The organism is Microbacterium sp. ZW3a (genome assembly GCF_057167165.1).
The window spans coordinates 2,351,500-2,366,613 of sequence record NZ_CM169903.1 but is presented as its reverse complement, the minus strand read 5'-3'; the positions used below and the strand labels follow the sequence as shown (position 1 = coordinate 2,366,613).

The following is a 15,114-nucleotide window of genomic DNA, read 5'->3' as shown; positions in this document are numbered from 1 at the left end:
ACGCCGTGGTCCGCGGCGCCGCCGGGATCGTGGACGCCGAGGGAGTGGCATCCCTGACTCTCGCCCGGGTGGCCGCGGCGCTCGGGGTGGCCGCCCCTAGCCTTTACAAGCACGTCGGCGGGCTCGCCGACCTCACCGACCGGGTGGCGTTGACGGCCACCCACGCCTTCGGTGAGGCTCTCGCGCGATCCTCCCGCGGTCTGTCGTCGCGCGACGCTCTGGCTGCCGTCGCCGAGGCGTACCGCGGCTTCGCGCGGGAGCGCCCCGGAATGTATGAACTCGCCCAGCACGGGGGATCCGGCCCGGAGTGGGAGGTGGCGGCCGGAGCCGTCATGGACGAACTCACGCGGGCGCTGGCCGGGTATGGGGAGAGCGCGCGCGACGTGCATCGGATCCGATTCGTTCGGTCGGCGCTGCACGGCTTCGCCGACCTCGAGCGGCTTGGGGGGTTCCGTCAGCCGGAATCCGTCGACGAGAGCTTCGCCCGGCTGATCGAGGCGCTGGACGCGGAGTTGTCGCGGCCACTCCCGGAGGTGCGCACGAGCGCGTGACGGCGCGTTCGCCGACCGGGAGCGGGGCCCACCGCGTCGTCGCCCCAGTGCAGGGGGAGCACGTCCTCCGCGACGAGCCGCCTCAGTCGTCGGTCCGGAACCCCGCGGGCTTGTGCGTGCCGTCGCAGAACGGCTTGATCGTCGATAGGCCGCACCGGCAGAGTGCGACGGTGCGCCGGTTCTTCGTCACGGGACGCCCCTCGGGGTCGCGCAGCTCGACATCGCCCCGCACGATCAACGGGCCGTCGGGGTAGGCCGTGATGCTCGGTGCGGGGTCGTTCATCGCCCCGCCTCGGGTCGCAGCGACGATTCTCCGCGCGACCAGGCGTCGATCATGTGCGCGCCGACGCGCCCGTCCACGCTCAGGCACGCCGCCGCGCCGAACAGGATGTCGGGGAGCATTTCGGGGTGATCCTCGGCCAGCGCACCGGCGAGGTCGCGCGCGGCGATCTGCTCGTGCACGGCGTCGGCCTCGACGTGCTCGTCGAAGTACGCGCACACCTCGTCACCGAAGCCGAGGCGTCGCAGGCCTTCGGCGTACAGCCGGTTAGGGATCGACGAGGTCATCTCGAACGCGGCGAGATGACCGACGATCGCCCCGAGAAGTCGGCGATTCAGGCCGAACATCGACATCGCGTTGTGGGAGGCCAGGGTGACGGCGGGCACATCGTCGATGTAGGCGCCGTAGGAGTCGGAGAGGCCCGCGGCCCGGACCGCACGGGCGAACAGCGTTGCGTGCACGCGCTCCGGGCGTCCGCCGCCGTACTCGTCGGACTGGATCTCGACGAGCGCCGCCTTGGGTCGCCCGGTCAGGCGCGGGATTGCCCAGGAGTGCGGGTCCGCCTCGCGCAGCGTGTACACGGTGCGGTGCACGAGGAACTCGTGCGCCTGGTCGAGGGTGGCCTTCTTGGCGAGGTGGCGCGACACGCTGGGGCCGGTGTCGGCGGCGGTCAGGTCGAAGAGCGCGCGGGCCACGGCATCCGCCGTCGGTGCCGGGAGCTCGGGGAGTGCGAGCCGATCGCGGAGCGCCGCTTCGAACGCCCGCTCGATCACACCCCGGGTCGCCACCAGGGAGGGATCCCACTCCAGGTCTGCGTCGAGCGCGTCGAACGAGCCGTACGCCGAGGCGGAGAGGACGAACAGCGCCAGTTGCAGGTCGTCGTCGGTCTCGACATCGGGTGTCGCGGCCACCGCGTCGTCGGCGAGGGCGGTGTGCGGGGTGGCGACGCCGTCGCAGAGGTGGCGGATCACGGCCGCACTGACGGGGCCCCGCGCGGAGAACGGCAGGGATGCCGCGGCGTCGAGGGCGTCGTCGCCGACGGGGGCATCGTCGCCGGCGAGGTGAGTGCGGGGAGCGTGGGGGGAGAGAGTCACGGACACCGGATCACTCTGCGCGCGCGGGCGCTGATCTCGGAGGCCCTTGACAACCGTGTGCCGCGCGACGCCGCACGGCCATTTCGACCTCGCGATTGTGCCCGTGCCGACGGGCGAGCGCAACCCCCGTGCCGGACCCCGGGGCGGCGCCCTTTCGTTGTTCGTGACGTCGCGCCCCCCGGTCGGCGTCGATGGACGACGAAGGAGAGCGATGTACTTCCACCGGCAGGAACTCCAGCACGCAGCGACCCCCGAAAAGCCCGATGCCGTCTACGCCCGCAAGCTCCAAGAGGTGCTCGGCGGCCAGTACGGCGAAATCAGCGTGGCCATGCAGTACCAGTTCCAGGCCTGGAACATGCACATGCCCGGCAAGTACCGTGACCTCGTCTTCGGGATCGGTGCCGAGGAGATGGGCCACGTCGAGATGCTCGCGGTCATGATCGCGCAGCTTCTCGAGAAGTCTCCGCTCGGGATCACCGAGGAGGCCGTGCAGGACGACCCCACGGTGGCCGCGGTCATCGGCGGGACCGACATTCAGCACGGGATCGTCGCGGGCGCCGGAGCGCGCCCCGTCGACTCGAACGGCAACCCGTGGCAGGGCAGCTTCATCACCGCCAGCGGCAATCTGCTCGCCGACTTCACCGCGAACGCCAACGCGGAGATGCAGGGCCGTGTGCAGGTGGCGCGGCTCTACCACCAGACCGACGACCACGGTGTGAAGGACCTGCTCGCCTTCCTCCTCGCCCGCGACACGATGCACCAGAACCAGTGGATCGCCGCGGCCGCGGAACTGCAGGAAGAGGGATACGAGGCCCTCCCCGTGCCCAGCAACTTCCCGCTCGAGAAGGAGGACCGCGACGTGTCGTACCAGTACATCAACTTCTCCGACGGTGCCGCCGCGGGCGAAGGACGCTGGGCTTCGGGTCCGACCCCCGACGGCAAGGGCGAGTTCACCTACCTCGCCACGCCCGAGCCGGGTGTGCCGATGCCGCCGCCCACGCACCCCGACGTGCGGTTCTACGGCACGACCGAGCTGCCCAACACGGTCGAGAAGCTCGCGGGCCGCGCCCAGGACGCGCTGCACAAGGAATGAGCGACGACGAGGGGAGCGGTGCCGAGATCGGCACCGCTCCGGCGGGGCGTAGCGGAGGGCGTCTCGGCAGTGGGCGCGAACGCACCGGGGCGAGCTTCCCGGCGATGCGTGCGGCGAAACAGCCGCGCGCCGCGGTGGCGGGGCCGTATGGGCATCCCTTCCATCCCATCGCCGTGACGATACCCATCGGGGCGTGGAGTTCGAGCCTGGTGTTCGATCTGGTCGGCCTCGCGTCCGACGATCCCCGCGCCTTCGCCGCCGGCTCGCGCCTGCTCATCGCCATCGGTCTGGTCGGCGCTGTCGTGGCGTCGGTCCTGGGTCTGCTGGACATGTCGCGGATCGAACGACGGACCCCCGCCCGCCGGACCGCGGTGGCACACCTCTTGCTCAACACGACCGGGATCGTGCTGTTCACGCTGGGGCTCGTCGTGCGACTCCTGGATGCCGGCCGCATCCCCCTCGTCGCCTTCCTCCTCAGCGGGATCGCGGCGAGCGGCCTCGCCGTCTCGGGGTGGCTGGGCGGAAAGCTGTCGTACCGCTGGGGCGTGCGGGTGGCCGACGAGCACACGCAGCGCGAGGGCTTCGAAGCGGGGTGACCCGCGTCGGGTCCGTGCGGTGCCGTCGCGTTCGAGTCGGCCGTGCGGTGCCTCGCTGGTTCGTCGCTTTGGAGTCGGCACGTTCGGTGCCCCGCCGTTCGGTTGTGTTCGAGTCGGCCGTTCTGTGCCTCGCGGTTCTGTCGCGTTCGAGTCGGCCCGTTGGGCGCCCCGCCGTTCCGTCGCGTCAGCGGGTTCCGCTGCTGCGCCGTGGGGTCAGCGGGTTCCGCGGGGGACCCGGCGCCACCCGCCGCTGATCGCGCCGGGGTCGTGCAGAGGGATGAGCACGGCCCCGGCGCTGTCGGGCGCGGAGCGTCGCCGCAGACCGAGGGTGCGTTGCAGCGTCCGCATGCCGCGGTCGTACCACCGTGGCGCGAGCGCACGCAGCGGGCGGGCCGCGAACTGTGCGGCCCCCACCGCGATCTCGCGTCGTCGTCCGTTCGCGGCGCGCTCGATCGCCCGAGCCACCCGCGTGGCGGACACCACCGGCGGGAGCGGATGCGGGGTGCGACCGGTGACGTTGGCGGCGCGCTGATAAATGGGAGTGTCGATGCTCGCGGGGAGCACGACACGCACCCGGATGCCGGAATGCCCGAGCATCTCCTGCCGCAGGGCCCGCGCGAACCCCAGCAGCCCGTGCTTGGCCGCAACGTACGGGGCGACGTAGGCGCCCGCGACCTGGGAGTACAACGACCCGACGAAGACGATCGTGCCGGACCCCTGCCCGCGGAAGCGGGGGAGTACGGCCTGCGCGTCGCGCATCGGCCCCATCAGGTTCGTCTCGATGACCCGATCGCGCACTGCCCCGGGGGTGTCTTCGACGGATCCGTAGGAGAACACCGATGCCGCGCTCACCCAGACGTCGATCCGCCCGAAGCGCAGGATCGCGGCATCCACGGCCCGCTGCGCGCTGCCGGGAAGGGCGAGGTCGAGCGAGAGGGGGAGGACCTGCGCGCCGAACCGGCGGCATTCGGTGGCCGCAGATTCCAGGGCGGTGCGATCCCGTGCGATCAGCACGAGCCGGGCTCCCCGGCGCGCGTACCGGATGGCGGTGGCGCGCCCGATGCCCCGCGACCCTCCCGTGATGACGACGACCTGGGTCATACGACTCCTCGTGCTCGGTCCCGGGCGCCGTGCGCGCGGTGGGGACGCGTGACAGTGTCGCCGTTCCCTCGTCGGGTGGCCGACGGGGTTGACGCGGGGAGGCGCGGATGACCGGGCGAGGGGATCGCGCGAGTCGGCGGGATCGTGCGATCCGGCGGGATCGCGCGAGTTGGCGGTGTCGCGCGAGTTGGCGGTGAGGGGGGCTCTGGGGAAGTCCTCCTCCCCAGTGGGCGAGCCTGACGAGTTATCCACGGATGCCGCCGGCGGCGGGTGGAATGTCGGAGGTCGGGGCTAACATTCGAACATGTCTTCGATTGATTCGCCTGGCTGCGCCGGGTCCTCCGACCAGCCGGTCTCAACGCCGTCGGGTGATGTGGAGGTGCTCGCCGGATTAGTGGCCGAGGTGGTCGCGGCGGAGGCGGCGGTGGCTTTGGCGGAGGTGGCGCGGGTGCGGGCGTTGGCGGGGGTGGGGCGGTTTGCTCTGGATGCTGCGGCGTCGGTGCGGGCGTCGGTGCGGGGCTCGGATATGGCGATGCGGGAGGTGGCGTCGGAGGTTGCGGCGGCGTGTGGGCTGTCGGATCGGACGGTGCAGCGTGACATCGGTGAGGCGGTGACGTTGGTGGAGTCGTATCCGGTGACGGTGGCGGCGTGGGAGGCGGGGGTGTTGTCCCGCCGGTATGTGCGGGTGATCGCTGAGGTCGGGGCGGAGCTGCCGGTCGAGGCGCGGGGGGAGTTTGATGTGGTGGCTGTCGCGCTGGCGGGGGAGGTGTCGAGTCCGGGGCGGTTGAAGTCCCGGCTCACGGGTGTGGCGCAGCGGTTGCATCCGCGGACGGTGACCGAGCGGCACCGGGCCGGGCGGGAGGGTCGGTGTGTGCGGGTGGTGCCGGGGGTGGAGGGGATGTCGGATCTGGTTGCGACGTTGCCGACGGTGTTGGCCGAGGCGATCCATGACCGGTTGACGCAGCAGGCGCGGGTCATCGTTGACGCGGGCCGCGAGGCCGCGGCGGGTGGGGAGGCGGGTGTCGCCGGTTCCCGGCCCGCGACGCCGGATATCCGCACGGTGGATCAGGTGCGGGCGGATGTGTTCGCGGACATGCTTCTCACGTCCGATCCGACTCTGGATCCGACGCGTCGTGGTGATGGTCCCGGGACGTTGGGGAAGATCCGTGCGCGTGTGCAGGTGGTGGTGCCGGCGTTGACGATGCTCGCTCCCGGGCGGGAGAACCTCGCTCCGGCGGAGCTGGTGGGGCGGGGTCCGATCGATGCCGACACCGCGCGACGGTTGGCGGAGGCGACGAGTGTCCCGTGGGATCGGGTCATCACGCATCCGGTCACGGGGGCGGTGTTGTGCGCCGACACGTATCAGCGGACGGCTGCGATCGACCGGTATCTGCGGGCCCGGGATCGGCACTGCCGGTGGCCGGGGTGTACTGCTCCCGCGATCCGGTGTGAGATCGACCACAGCATCGACTGGGCGCTGGGTGGGGTCACCGATGTCCGCAACCTCTGCTGCCTGTGTCAGCGACACCACACCCAGAAACAGTTCACCCGGTGGACCGTCCGACAGCTCGACGGCGGGGTCCTGGAATGGACCTCACCCACCGGACGCGTCTACATCGACCACCCCGACCCCTACCATCCGTCTTACCCGGGGCCCGACCCCGACCCTGACCCCGACCCCTCCGCCGCGGCCGAGACACCACCCGGCGTGCGCTTCGTCCCCGACCCTGACCCTCGACTCACTCCTGCGGCTGCACCGGCGCACCGACACGGAGAAGCGCCCGACGATGTGCCGTTCTGAGGCGGTTCCTCTCGGTAGGGCGGCTCGCTCGCTGTCGCCGTGGGGGCTGAGGCCACGCACCTGGGAGCTGCCGCGTCTCCGGTCGAGGCGCGGTAGGACGCGGTACCGTCGTCACGTGTCCGACGCCCCCGCGAAGCCGTCCCTCCTCGGGGCGCTGTGGGGCGCGACCCACCCCGGCCCCACGCTCGTCGTCACCGTGCTGTCGCTTGCGCTCGGCATCGCCGCGGGGCTAGAGCCGTGGCGCCTGGTGCTGCTGGTGGTCGCGGTGTTCGCGGGGCAGGTCTCGGTGGGGCTGTCCAACGACGCGATCGACGCGGCCCGCGACGTCGCCGTCGGGCGCACCGACAAGCCCATCGCGGGGGGTGCTCTCACGCCGCAACGTGCTCTGGCGGTGGCCGTGGCATCCGTGGCCGTCGCGGTCGCGCTCTCGGCGCCGCTCGGGCCCGGGCTCGTCGCCGCCCACGCGGTGGCCCTCGCCTCCGCCTGGGCTTACAACGCCGGGCTGAAGTCGACACCCGTGTCGATCGCGCCATTCCTGCTCAGCTTCGGACTCTTCCCCTCGTTCGCGCCTCTGTCGCTGCCCGACCCCGCCCTCGCCCCCGTCTGGGCGTCGCTCGCGGGCGCGGCCCTCGGCGCCGCCGTGCACCTCACCAACGTCGTGCGCGACCTCGACGACGACCGCGCGACCGGCGTGCGGGGACTCCCGCACCGGCTGGGCGCGCGCGCGTCGGTTGTGCTCGCGGCGTCGGGGATCGCGGTCGGCGCGGTGGCGGTGCTCATCGGTTCCGGCGGCGGCGCGGTCGGCACCGTGTTCTTCACCGCCGTCGTGCTCGTCGCGGTCGCCACGATGGTGCTCGCCCTCTCGCGTCCGCCCGGTCGCTCGGTCTTCCAACTCACGATGCTCGCCGCGCTGCTCTTGGCCGCCCAGCTCGTCGCGACCTGAGCGCGCGCCTCAGACGGGCACGAAGCCGGCGCGTCGCTCGTCGGCTCGCAGGAGGAGCGTGGCGAGGAGAGAAGTGACGAAACCCAGGACGATGCCGATCGACGCGGCCACCGCGACGAAGCCGACGCCGAGGTAAGGCGCGGCAACGATCCCGAGAGCGAGCCACCCCGCCACCACCGCGAGGGCGGCGCCGGATCTCGCCCGCTCGACAGCTCGGTCTGCGCCGCGTCGGAGGAGGAGGGCGACGATGCCGCCGACCTGCGCGAGCACCGCGGTGCCGACACCGACGACGGCACCGAAAAGAGCCAGGGAGAGCACCCCGCCACTGCCATGGGTCGCCACGAAGTCGGACTTTCCTCCCCCCGAGAACGCGAATCCGGGCACCGCTCCCAGCGCCGCCCCGACCGGAACGGGGAGCCACAGAGCACGACGGTACGCACGAAGCATCATGGCTCGACTGTAGATGCGCGCTCAGAGCCGGGTCAGACCCCCCACCCGGCCGCCCGGGTCACGCCGAACAGTGCAATGACGAATACGTCTCGATGACTTGTTCATGATCGGGGAAGCCCGCGTCCGCGAGGGCTTCCCGCACGTCGGACCGGACGACTTCGCGATGCACCGCCCCCTCGAGCACCGTGGCGGAGGGCCATTTCGTGTCGTCCAGCTCGGTGAGGGTCCGGTGCCACTCGTGGGATTCCGCACTGTCGACCGTCGACTGCGCGAGGGCGGCTCGGGCGACACCCCATGCCTCGTCAGTCGCTCCGTCCGTCACCCCCTCGAGCCACCACTCGACACGGCACGTGCCGCCGGTGACGGCGATCTCGTCGACGCGGTCAACCTCGGCGGGACGCACCATACCGCAGGAGCTCAGCGCGCCCGCGAGCACCAGAACGGTGATCGGGAGCACGATCCGTGGTTGACGCATCGCCTCACTCGACAAAGCCCGGGCGGCCGAATGCCGAGACCACCGTGACACACCGCTCGACACCTACTGCGCCGCCCGGTCGAACCGCATCGCATACGCGCGGGTGAACACCGTCCCGCCCGGACCGCGCAGCAGGGCACGCAGCGCCGCGGACCTCACGGCGTGCCCGCCCCGACCGGCCGCACGCCCGAGCACCGTGTTCAGGTAGGCCAGGCGCGCGGCGTGCCGCGCCGATGTCAGCCGATCCCGCTCCCACCGCGCGATCCCCGCGGGGTCGCCCGCCCGCACCCACCGCTGCAGGAGCGGTGCGAGGGTGAGCGCGTCGAGCAGGCCCAGGTTCATCCCCTGACCCCCGATCGGACTCACCTCGTGCGCCGCGTCGCCGACGACGACCACGCGTCCTCGGCGCAGAGCCGGAGCGACCGCGCGGCGCACACCGAAGGTCGAGGCCCCCGCCGTGTCGACCGACACCCCGATGCGGTCGGCGAGCGCCTCGCGCAGGAATCCGGCGGCATCCGTCACCTCGTCGGTGCCCGCCCACGCGACCAGTCGCCGACGTCCGTCCGGAAGCGGGAACGACTCCACGACCCCGCCGCGCTCGAGGTGCACGAGCGCCGTGGGGCCGCCGGGGGCCGCGACATCGACCATCGCGTACCGGTCGGGATAGCGGCGCGTGCGCACGGCGCCCGGCCGATACACGAGGTCTCGTCCCGACCACCCGGATGCCACGACCACCACCGCAGCGCGAAACTCCTCCTCGCCGCGGGGCCCGACGGCGAGAACCCGCGCCGACGCCCCGTCGTCGTGCACCGCCGTCACGCGCACCCCGCGCCGCACGGGCGGGGCGAGCCGGGACAGCACGGCGACGGTGTCGGCCTGGGGGAGCGCGGCGACGTAGGGGTGCCGAGCGGGGAGCCGGTCGAACGGGATCGCGGCCAGGAGGCGCCCGTCCGCTCGCGCCTCCCCGCGCCGGATCCGCACGGCCCGCGCGAGCAGCTCGTCCGTGGCGCCGGACCCCTCGAGGTGGGCGAGGGCGGGGGAGTGGATGCCGATCGCCCGCGTCCCGGCATCCATCGACTCCCGCCGCTCGAGCACCTCGACCTCGATGACGCGGGACCGCAGGTCGGCCGCGAGCGCGAGGCCGACGGGACCCGCGCCCACCACGAGCACCTCAGACACGCGCGACCGCCGTTCCCTCGGCCACGGCCAGCACCCGGAAGGGGGCCGGGGTCTCCACGCGCCACGGTGCGCCGAGAACGCCCGCGAGCTCGTCGGGACGATAGCTGCGGCGGATCGAGCGCAGCCCGTCGGTGCGCAGAAACGTTCCGGGTGCCAGCGGCGTCACCCCCGCCGCGTACAGGGCGTACGCGGCGCGTCCGCGCGCGATGTCAGCGTGCAGGACCCGCCCGCGCGAGAGCGCGAGCGAGTCGTCGACGAACGGACGCAGGTGCGTGTCGTCGAGGTGGTGGAGGACGTGGTTGGACAGCACGATGTCGAACCGCTCCCCGTCGGCGAGCAGGTCGCCCGACCCGCGCGCGACGAACCGGACGCCCGGTCGCGTGCGGGCCTGCGCCGCCTGCCACGCGCGGGGGTCGGGGTCGGCGCCGATCCACTCCACCCGCAGGCCGTCGCGCTCGGCCCGCTCCGCGAGGCGCACGACGACGTCACCGCCTCCGTACCCGAGGTCCAGGACGCGCGCGGGCCGTCCGAGAGCAGCCAGGTGCGGGCGGACGTGCGTGCGGTACACGCGCCCCCACCCCGACACGGCGCGATTGACGACGTCGAAGCGGCGGTACGTCGCCGCGAGGCGTCGCGAATCGCAGTCGGGGTCGTCCATCAGCTCGGTGAGGACGGTGTCGCGTCGGGCGAGGCCCCGCCACGCCGCGACCGGCCCGACGCTCACGCGGGCGGACGGCGCAGCGTCAGACGCGCCGCCTCGACGGTGAGCCCCGGCCCGAACGCGAGGGCGGCGATGCGGTCGCCGTCAGCGCGCGCCGGGTCGGCGAGCAGGTCGCGCAGGATGAACAGCAGCGTCGCGCTCGACATGTTGCCGTGGGCGCGCAGCACCTCCCGCGAGGGGCCGAGGGCCTCGGCATCCAGGTTCAGGGCGGTCTCGACGCGGTCGAGAATGCTCCGCCCGCCCGGGTGCACGGCCCACGCGTCGATCTCGCCGAGGTCGCCCCACACATCGGCGGCGACCTCGGCGATCTCGCGCCCGATGATTCGCGGCACTTCGGCCGTGAGGGTCATCTCGAAGCCCGAGTCTCCGACCGTCCAGGCCATATCCTTCTCGCCCTCGTCGGTGACGCGGGTGGCGAAGTCGTCAAGGTCCAAGCCCGGGTGCGCCGGGTCGGTGGATGCCACGATCGCGGCGGCCGCGCCGTCGGCGAACACCGACGCGGCGACGATCTGGTCGGGGTGCGACGAGGTCTGCCAGTGCAGCGAGCACAGTTCGGTCGCCGCGACGAGCACGACCGCCGCCGGATCGGCCGCCACCGCTCGCGCCGCCAGGCGCAGCGCCGGGATCGCGGCGGCGCAGCCGATGAAGCCCAGGTGATAACGCTCCGCCGAGACCGGCAGCCCGAGGTCGCGCACCAGGTGGTAGTCGGGGCCCGGGGCGAACATGCCGGTGCACGAGACCGTCACCACGTGCGTAATGTCATCGGGTCCGTACCCCGATCCGTCCAGGGCCGCGCGCGAGGCTTCCGCGAACAGGGCCGGGGCCGTCCGACGGAACTCGTCGTTGCGGGCGCCCGTGGGCGGCATGAGCAGGCCTTCGTCGTCGCGCACCGCCAGAGCCCCGCCGTCGTCACCGGCCAACTGGGGCAGCACCGTGTGACGCGTGTCGATCGCCGCCGCGTCGAAGGCGGCTCCGACCAGCCGCTGAGCGCGACGGTCGAATCCGGGCTGCGCGGCGAACAGATCGCGCAACGTGGTCTGGTCGACACGGGTGTCGGGCAACGCCGTGCCGATCGAGAGGATGCTCGCGGTCATGCCTCACTGTAGGCACGGTTCGGGCCGCGGGTGTCGGGGATGGTGCGGGTGTCGCGCGCCGTCTAAGGTGACGCGGCGGACTCGTTTCCGCAAGCCGAGGCGGGCCTGTCAACCCCGTCCGTCGCGGAGGACGGCCGGTCCTACGGTGGCCTCCCGACGGAAGGATCACCCCGATGAGCAACGACCGCGCCGCCGACCCCACACGAGTGAGAAATCAGGATGCCGTGCAACGGCCGGACCGCCGGGTGTGGATCGCGGTGTCGGGATTCCTCGCGCTGATCGCGATCGTGCTGTTCGCCTTCTCGATCCCGATCGTGGCCGCCTGGGCCTGGATCGGCATCGCGGTTCAGGCGGCGATCTTCCTCGCGGTTCTCGTCAGCGGTTTCACCGGTCGCCGGACGGCCGCGCAGGGCTCCCTGTTCGCGATGCTGGTCATCGTGCAGGCGGTCGTGGCGCTGCTCGTCACCGTGATCATCGCGATCGCCGCGTGGGCGCCCGTCGGCTGAGACCGGCGCCCACGCGGACGGGTCAGAGGATCGGCTTGCCGCCGGTGACGGCCACGCGCGCTCCCGAGACGTAGCTGGCCTCGTCCGAGGCCAGCAGGACGTACACCGGCGCGAGTTCGGCCGGCTGCCCCGGGCGCTTCATCGGCACCTGCTGTCCAAAGCTCTCGACTTTCTCCTCGGGCATGGTCGAGGGGATGAGCGGGGTCCACACCGGCCCGGGCGCGACGCTGTTGGCCCGGATGCCGCGCTCCGCGAGGAGCTGCGCGAGGGACGCGGTCATGTTGGCGATCGCGGCCTTCGTCGCGGCGTAGGGCAGCAACTGCGGGGAGGGCATATCGGAGTTCACCGAACTCGAGGCGATGATCGAGGCGCCGTCCTTCAGGTGCGGGAGGGCTGCCTTGACGAGGTGGAAGTAGGCGCTGACGTTGGTCGCCCACGTGTAGTCCCACTCGTCGTCGGGCACCTCCTCGAGCGTGTCGTAGCTCATCTGAAACGCGGCGTTGCTGACGAGCACGTCGAGGCCACCGAGGTGCTGGACGGTCTGGGCGACGAGGTCGCGGCAGTGCTGCGGATCGGAGATGTCTCCGGGCAGCAGGATCGCCCGCCGCCCGGCGTCCTCGACGAAACGCCGTGCCTCTTCGGCATCCTCGTGCTCGTTCAGGTACGCGATGGCCACATCGGCGCCCTCGCGTGCGTACGCCAGAGCCACGGCTTTGCCGATGCCGCTGTCGCCGCCGGTGATCAGCGCCACTTTGCGCTCGAGTCGGCCCGAGCCGCGGTAGCTGTTCTCGCCGAAGTCGGGCGTGGGGTCCATCGCCTGGTCGCTGCCGGGGACGTCCTGCTGCTGGGCGGGCTGAGTCATGTTCTGCCTCCTCGGGGGTGGGATCTTTCGACTCCACCGGCCCACGCGAGATGACGCACGAGGGTTGACAGCAGCCCCGGCTCCAGACTCAGGCGGCGAGCACGTCGGGCAACAGCAGCCCGTCGATCGCGCCGCGGTAGTCGGCGATCATGCGTCGCCGATCGAGCCGTGCCCGCGCGGAGATCGCCGCCGAGCGCAACTCCGCGCGGCGGGAGAGGGCCCACTGCCACGCGTCGGCGATCTCGGCGGCGTCGCGCGACGTCACCAGGCCGAGGCCCGCCACCACGCGCGCCGCGTCACCGACGTCGGTGGTGACGGGGATCGCACCGGAGGCCGCACCCTCGGCCAGACACAGCGGCGACGCTTCACCGAACGCGCTCGTCAGAGCGACCACGTCGGCGATGCGGTAGAGCGCGGGCATGTCCTCGCGCAGCCCGAGGGCGTGCAGGGCAGTGTTCGCGGGAAGGTCGGCGGCTCCGACGAGGGCGACGAACGCCGCGTTCGTGGTCGTCATGCCCGAGCCGCACATCACGTAGTGCGTTCCCGGGCTCCGGCGAGCGTGGCGCGCCACCGCGGACAGGAACAGTCCCGGGTCCTTCATCGCGTCGAAACGCGCCGCCAGCAGTACGACGGGGGCCGTTTCCGGGATGCCGAGAGACGCGCGGATGCCACGACGCTCCGCCCGCGTGCCGGGGCGGAAGCGACGCGTGTCGATGCCGTTGTCGATCACCCAGGCCTGGGCGGCGGCGACCCCCGCGCGGGAGTACGCCCGCGACGTCGAGGCCGCGCAGGCGATCGTCGCCGACACCGCTCCCGAGGCACTCGCGCTCATCAACCAGTCGAGCGCCGGTCCGGAGTGCGTCGGGTCCGATCGGTGCAAACAGGCCGCCGTCGGACGGGAGGGCAGCATTCCCGCCCGCTCCAGCGCCACGACGAGGCTGAGTGGCTGCTCCTTCAACGACAACACGATGTCAGCCTCGGCAAAGAGGGCGGCGGCGTGCTCGAGCTCGGCAGCGGTGAACGACTCCGGGGTGACGGGGCTGTCGCCGGCGACCCGATCGAACGTGTCGATCCGCACCCCCGCGGCGCTCAGCGCGCGGAATCGGGTGTCGTCGTGCGCGTACTGCAGCGACGCATCGCGGCGCGCCGCAGACGTGAGGGAAAGCACCCGGTGCTCCTGTGAGCCGTCGGCGGCCAGCCCCGCGACGACGTCGGAATGGAGGATGCGGGCGCCTCCCGCAAAGAATCCCTCATACAGGGACAGCACGCGTACGGGTCTGGTCATCGCGATCGCTTTCCGGGGAGGGGCGCCGCGCCGCGGTGCCGAATCGATCACCGCGGTGTGCGGTTTCCCCATGCTGAGGGTTCGACCGGGGGCGGCGGGTTACGCCACGAAGACCATTGCGTGAACGCGTGCAACGCACACAAAAGCCGACGCGCCGACCCCCGGGGGAAGGGGCCGACGCGCCGGGTGTGCAGGCGGGGTCAGTCGCGCGGAGCGACCGCCACCGTGTCGGTCGCGGTGCGCGCACGCGACCAGGGCCACCGGCGGCTCTGCTGTGCGGGAACCGAGACGGCCGCGGTGCGGGGCACGATGCCGCTGCCCATCGCGCTCGACAGGGCGATGCCCCAGTCCGGCGTCACCTGATCGCCGCTGCGCTGTCCATGAATCGCCATGATGTCCTCCTCGTCCCCGTCTCCCGACGGGATCTTCGTCCGTCTCCCGACGGATCCGTGACCTCAGGCCTACCCCGGTGCCCCCGCAGTCGCTCTCCCCTTGACAGACGTGCCGATCTGCGCGTTTCCGCCCGTCAACGGGCGGAAACGGGGACGGGCGCGACGGGGTGCTCGTCGCCCGGGCGCAAGGCCCGCGCGGCCAGGGCGGGCACCAGTACGATCAGGGGTCGTGCACACCTCTTCCGCCGCGTCGAACGCGCCCGTCTCGGGCTCGGCCCTGGGGCGCGCGCTCCTGGCCTATGGTGAGGCGCGCCGTGTCGCCGTCGCCGAGGCCCGCCGCGAGCTGTCCCTGAACGACCTCGACGCCAAGGCCCTGCTGTTCGTCGCCGATAATCCCGGCGCCCGCCCCTCGCACGTCCGCGATTACCTGGGCATCACCTCGGCGGGAGTCACCACGCTCATCGACCGGCTGGTTCAGCGCGGAGCGGTCAAACGCGACCTCGATGAGGAGGACCGCCGGGTGAACCACATCACCGCGACGGTGGATCTCGGCGCGGCCCCGTGGTCGTCGTTGCGAGCGTTCGACGCGGCCGTCGAGGCGGCGATCGGGGGGATCGCCCCGGAGGATGCCGAGCGTGTGGCCGATGTCCTCGATCGGCTGACCGCGGCCGCCTCTGCCGGTCGCTGAAGC

At 72.3% G+C, this 15,114-nt stretch carries 18 protein-coding genes; 7 read left to right on the top strand and 11 right to left on the bottom strand.

The features are described from left to right. Positions 1 to 5 precede the first annotated feature (5 nt). Positions 6 to 551 (top strand): TetR/AcrR family transcriptional regulator, encoded by a 546-nt coding sequence (locus ACU6WY_RS11135; protein ID WP_483819715.1) that lies wholly within the window; start codon positions 6 to 8, stop codon positions 549 to 551. 82 nt (positions 552 to 633) lie between these two features. Here ACU6WY_RS11135 and ACU6WY_RS11130 read toward each other — a convergent pair whose 3' ends face one another. Together ACU6WY_RS11130 and ACU6WY_RS11125 are read right to left on the bottom strand one after the other, a co-directional pair. Then, entirely contained in the window at positions 634 to 834 is a 201-nt protein-coding gene (locus ACU6WY_RS11130; RefSeq protein ID WP_138175474.1) for a CDGSH iron-sulfur domain-containing protein, read from the bottom strand. Beyond that, positions 831 to 1,802 (bottom strand): iron-containing redox enzyme family protein, encoded by a 972-nt coding sequence (locus ACU6WY_RS11125; protein WP_483821910.1) that lies wholly within the window; start codon positions 1,800 to 1,802, stop codon positions 831 to 833. Before ACU6WY_RS11125 ends, ACU6WY_RS11130 begins: the two co-directional genes overlap by 4 nt. Positions 1,803 to 2,136: 334 nt before the next feature. On the opposite strand from ACU6WY_RS11125, the gene ACU6WY_RS11120 reads away from it, so the two are divergent. Together ACU6WY_RS11120 and ACU6WY_RS11115 are read left to right on the top strand one after the other, a co-directional pair. Then, positions 2,137 to 3,018: a manganese catalase gene (locus ACU6WY_RS11120; protein WP_292902080.1), complete on the top strand. Its 882-nt coding sequence runs from the start codon at positions 2,137 to 2,139 to the stop codon at positions 3,016 to 3,018. Next, positions 3,015 to 3,614 (top strand): DUF2231 domain-containing protein, encoded by a 600-nt coding sequence (locus ACU6WY_RS11115; protein ID WP_483819714.1) that lies wholly within the window; start codon positions 3,015 to 3,017, stop codon positions 3,612 to 3,614. Before ACU6WY_RS11120 ends, ACU6WY_RS11115 begins: the two co-directional genes overlap by 4 nt. 213 nt (positions 3,615 to 3,827) lie before the next feature. Here the strand turns inward: ACU6WY_RS11115 and ACU6WY_RS11110 are convergent, their stop codons facing one another. Continuing rightward, entirely contained in the window at positions 3,828 to 4,715 is an 888-nt protein-coding gene (locus tag ACU6WY_RS11110) for an SDR family NAD(P)-dependent oxidoreductase (protein WP_483819713.1), read from the bottom strand. 304 nt (positions 4,716 to 5,019) lie between these two features. On the opposite strand from ACU6WY_RS11110, the gene ACU6WY_RS11105 reads away from it, so the two are divergent. Together ACU6WY_RS11105 and ACU6WY_RS11100 are read left to right on the top strand one after the other, a co-directional pair. Continuing rightward, a complete protein-coding gene (locus ACU6WY_RS11105; RefSeq protein ID WP_483819712.1) occupies positions 5,020 to 6,516 on the top strand; it encodes an HNH endonuclease signature motif containing protein in 1,497 nt (498 codons plus the stop codon). A 115-nt stretch (positions 6,517 to 6,631) separates the two neighbouring features. Continuing rightward, complete coding sequence (locus ACU6WY_RS11100) at positions 6,632 to 7,459, top strand: UbiA family prenyltransferase (protein ID WP_483819711.1); 828 nt, start codon at positions 6,632 to 6,634, stop codon at positions 7,457 to 7,459. A gap of 9 nt (positions 7,460 to 7,468) precedes the next feature. Here ACU6WY_RS11100 and ACU6WY_RS11095 read toward each other — a convergent pair whose 3' ends face one another. The 5 genes from ACU6WY_RS11095 to ACU6WY_RS11075 form a co-directional block, all read right to left on the bottom strand. Continuing rightward, the gene (locus ACU6WY_RS11095) at positions 7,469 to 7,909 is read right to left on the bottom strand and encodes a hypothetical protein (RefSeq protein ID WP_483819710.1); all 441 of its coding nucleotides are present in this window, start codon (positions 7,907 to 7,909) and stop codon (positions 7,469 to 7,471) included. Between the two features lie 58 nt (positions 7,910 to 7,967). After that, a complete protein-coding gene (locus ACU6WY_RS11090) occupies positions 7,968 to 8,384 on the bottom strand; it encodes a hypothetical protein (RefSeq protein ID WP_483819709.1) in 417 nt (138 codons plus the stop codon). 63 nt (positions 8,385 to 8,447) lie between these two features. Then, positions 8,448 to 9,563 carry an FAD-dependent oxidoreductase gene (locus ACU6WY_RS11085; protein ID WP_483819708.1) on the bottom strand — a complete coding sequence of 372 codons (1,116 nt, stop codon included), beginning with the start codon at positions 9,561 to 9,563 and terminating at the stop codon, positions 8,448 to 8,450. Continuing rightward, positions 9,556 to 10,221: a methyltransferase domain-containing protein gene (locus ACU6WY_RS11080; protein ID WP_483821909.1), complete on the bottom strand. Its 666-nt coding sequence runs from the start codon at positions 10,219 to 10,221 to the stop codon at positions 9,556 to 9,558. Before ACU6WY_RS11080 ends, ACU6WY_RS11085 begins: the two co-directional genes overlap by 8 nt. Positions 10,222 to 10,283: 62 nt before the next feature. Then, complete coding sequence (locus ACU6WY_RS11075; RefSeq protein WP_483819707.1) at positions 10,284 to 11,378, bottom strand: type III polyketide synthase; 1,095 nt, start codon at positions 11,376 to 11,378, stop codon at positions 10,284 to 10,286. 173 nt (positions 11,379 to 11,551) lie between these two features. Here ACU6WY_RS11075 and ACU6WY_RS11070 point away from each other — a divergent pair, with 173 nt between their 5' ends. Next, the gene (locus ACU6WY_RS11070; RefSeq protein ID WP_483819706.1) at positions 11,552 to 11,884 is read left to right on the top strand and encodes a hypothetical protein; all 333 of its coding nucleotides are present in this window, start codon (positions 11,552 to 11,554) and stop codon (positions 11,882 to 11,884) included. Positions 11,885 to 11,906: 22 nt separating this feature from the next. Here the strand turns inward: ACU6WY_RS11070 and ACU6WY_RS11065 are convergent, their stop codons facing one another. The 3 genes from ACU6WY_RS11065 to ACU6WY_RS11055 form a co-directional block, all read right to left on the bottom strand. Continuing rightward, complete coding sequence (locus ACU6WY_RS11065; RefSeq protein ID WP_483819705.1) at positions 11,907 to 12,746, bottom strand: SDR family oxidoreductase; 840 nt, start codon at positions 12,744 to 12,746, stop codon at positions 11,907 to 11,909. A gap of 88 nt (positions 12,747 to 12,834) precedes the next feature. Next, the gene (locus ACU6WY_RS11060) at positions 12,835 to 14,031 is read right to left on the bottom strand and encodes a glycosyltransferase (RefSeq protein WP_483819704.1); all 1,197 of its coding nucleotides are present in this window, start codon (positions 14,029 to 14,031) and stop codon (positions 12,835 to 12,837) included. A 200-nt stretch (positions 14,032 to 14,231) separates the two neighbouring features. Further along, the gene (locus ACU6WY_RS11055; RefSeq protein WP_483819703.1) at positions 14,232 to 14,423 is read right to left on the bottom strand and encodes a hypothetical protein; all 192 of its coding nucleotides are present in this window, start codon (positions 14,421 to 14,423) and stop codon (positions 14,232 to 14,234) included. Positions 14,424 to 14,652: 229 nt separating this feature from the next. Here ACU6WY_RS11055 and ACU6WY_RS11050 point away from each other — a divergent pair, with 229 nt between their 5' ends. Continuing rightward, positions 14,653 to 15,111 (top strand): MarR family winged helix-turn-helix transcriptional regulator, encoded by a 459-nt coding sequence (locus ACU6WY_RS11050; protein WP_483819702.1) that lies wholly within the window; start codon positions 14,653 to 14,655, stop codon positions 15,109 to 15,111. Positions 15,112 to 15,114: the final 3 nt, after the last annotated feature.

Excerpts from the sequence above, each read along its gene's own strand:
- ACU6WY_RS11130 (WP_138175474.1), bottom strand. The coding sequence starts at position 834 with ATGAACGACCCCGCACCGAGCATCACGGCCTACCCCGACGGCCCGTTG.
- ACU6WY_RS11120 (WP_292902080.1), top strand. The coding sequence starts at position 2,137 with ATGTACTTCCACCGGCAGGAACTCCAGCACGCAGCGACCCCCGAAAAG.
- ACU6WY_RS11115 (WP_483819714.1), top strand. The coding sequence starts at position 3,015 with ATGAGCGACGACGAGGGGAGCGGTGCCGAGATCGGCACCGCTCCGGCG.
- ACU6WY_RS11110 (WP_483819713.1), bottom strand. The coding sequence starts at position 4,715 with ATGACCCAGGTCGTCGTCATCACGGGAGGGTCGCGGGGCATCGGGCGC.
- ACU6WY_RS11105 (WP_483819712.1), top strand. The coding sequence starts at position 5,020 with ATGTCTTCGATTGATTCGCCTGGCTGCGCCGGGTCCTCCGACCAGCCG.
- ACU6WY_RS11095 (WP_483819710.1), bottom strand. The coding sequence starts at position 7,909 with ATGATGCTTCGTGCGTACCGTCGTGCTCTGTGGCTCCCCGTTCCGGTC.
- ACU6WY_RS11090 (WP_483819709.1), bottom strand. The coding sequence starts at position 8,384 with ATGCGTCAACCACGGATCGTGCTCCCGATCACCGTTCTGGTGCTCGCG.
- ACU6WY_RS11080 (WP_483821909.1), bottom strand. The coding sequence starts at position 10,221 with ATGGACGACCCCGACTGCGATTCGCGACGCCTCGCGGCGACGTACCGC.
- ACU6WY_RS11075 (WP_483819707.1), bottom strand. The coding sequence starts at position 11,378 with ATGACCGCGAGCATCCTCTCGATCGGCACGGCGTTGCCCGACACCCGT.
- ACU6WY_RS11070 (WP_483819706.1), top strand. The coding sequence starts at position 11,552 with ATGAGCAACGACCGCGCCGCCGACCCCACACGAGTGAGAAATCAGGAT.
- ACU6WY_RS11065 (WP_483819705.1), bottom strand. The coding sequence starts at position 12,746 with ATGACTCAGCCCGCCCAGCAGCAGGACGTCCCCGGCAGCGACCAGGCG.
- ACU6WY_RS11060 (WP_483819704.1), bottom strand. The coding sequence starts at position 14,031 with ATGACCAGACCCGTACGCGTGCTGTCCCTGTATGAGGGATTCTTTGCG.
- ACU6WY_RS11055 (WP_483819703.1), bottom strand. The coding sequence starts at position 14,423 with ATGGCGATTCATGGACAGCGCAGCGGCGATCAGGTGACGCCGGACTGG.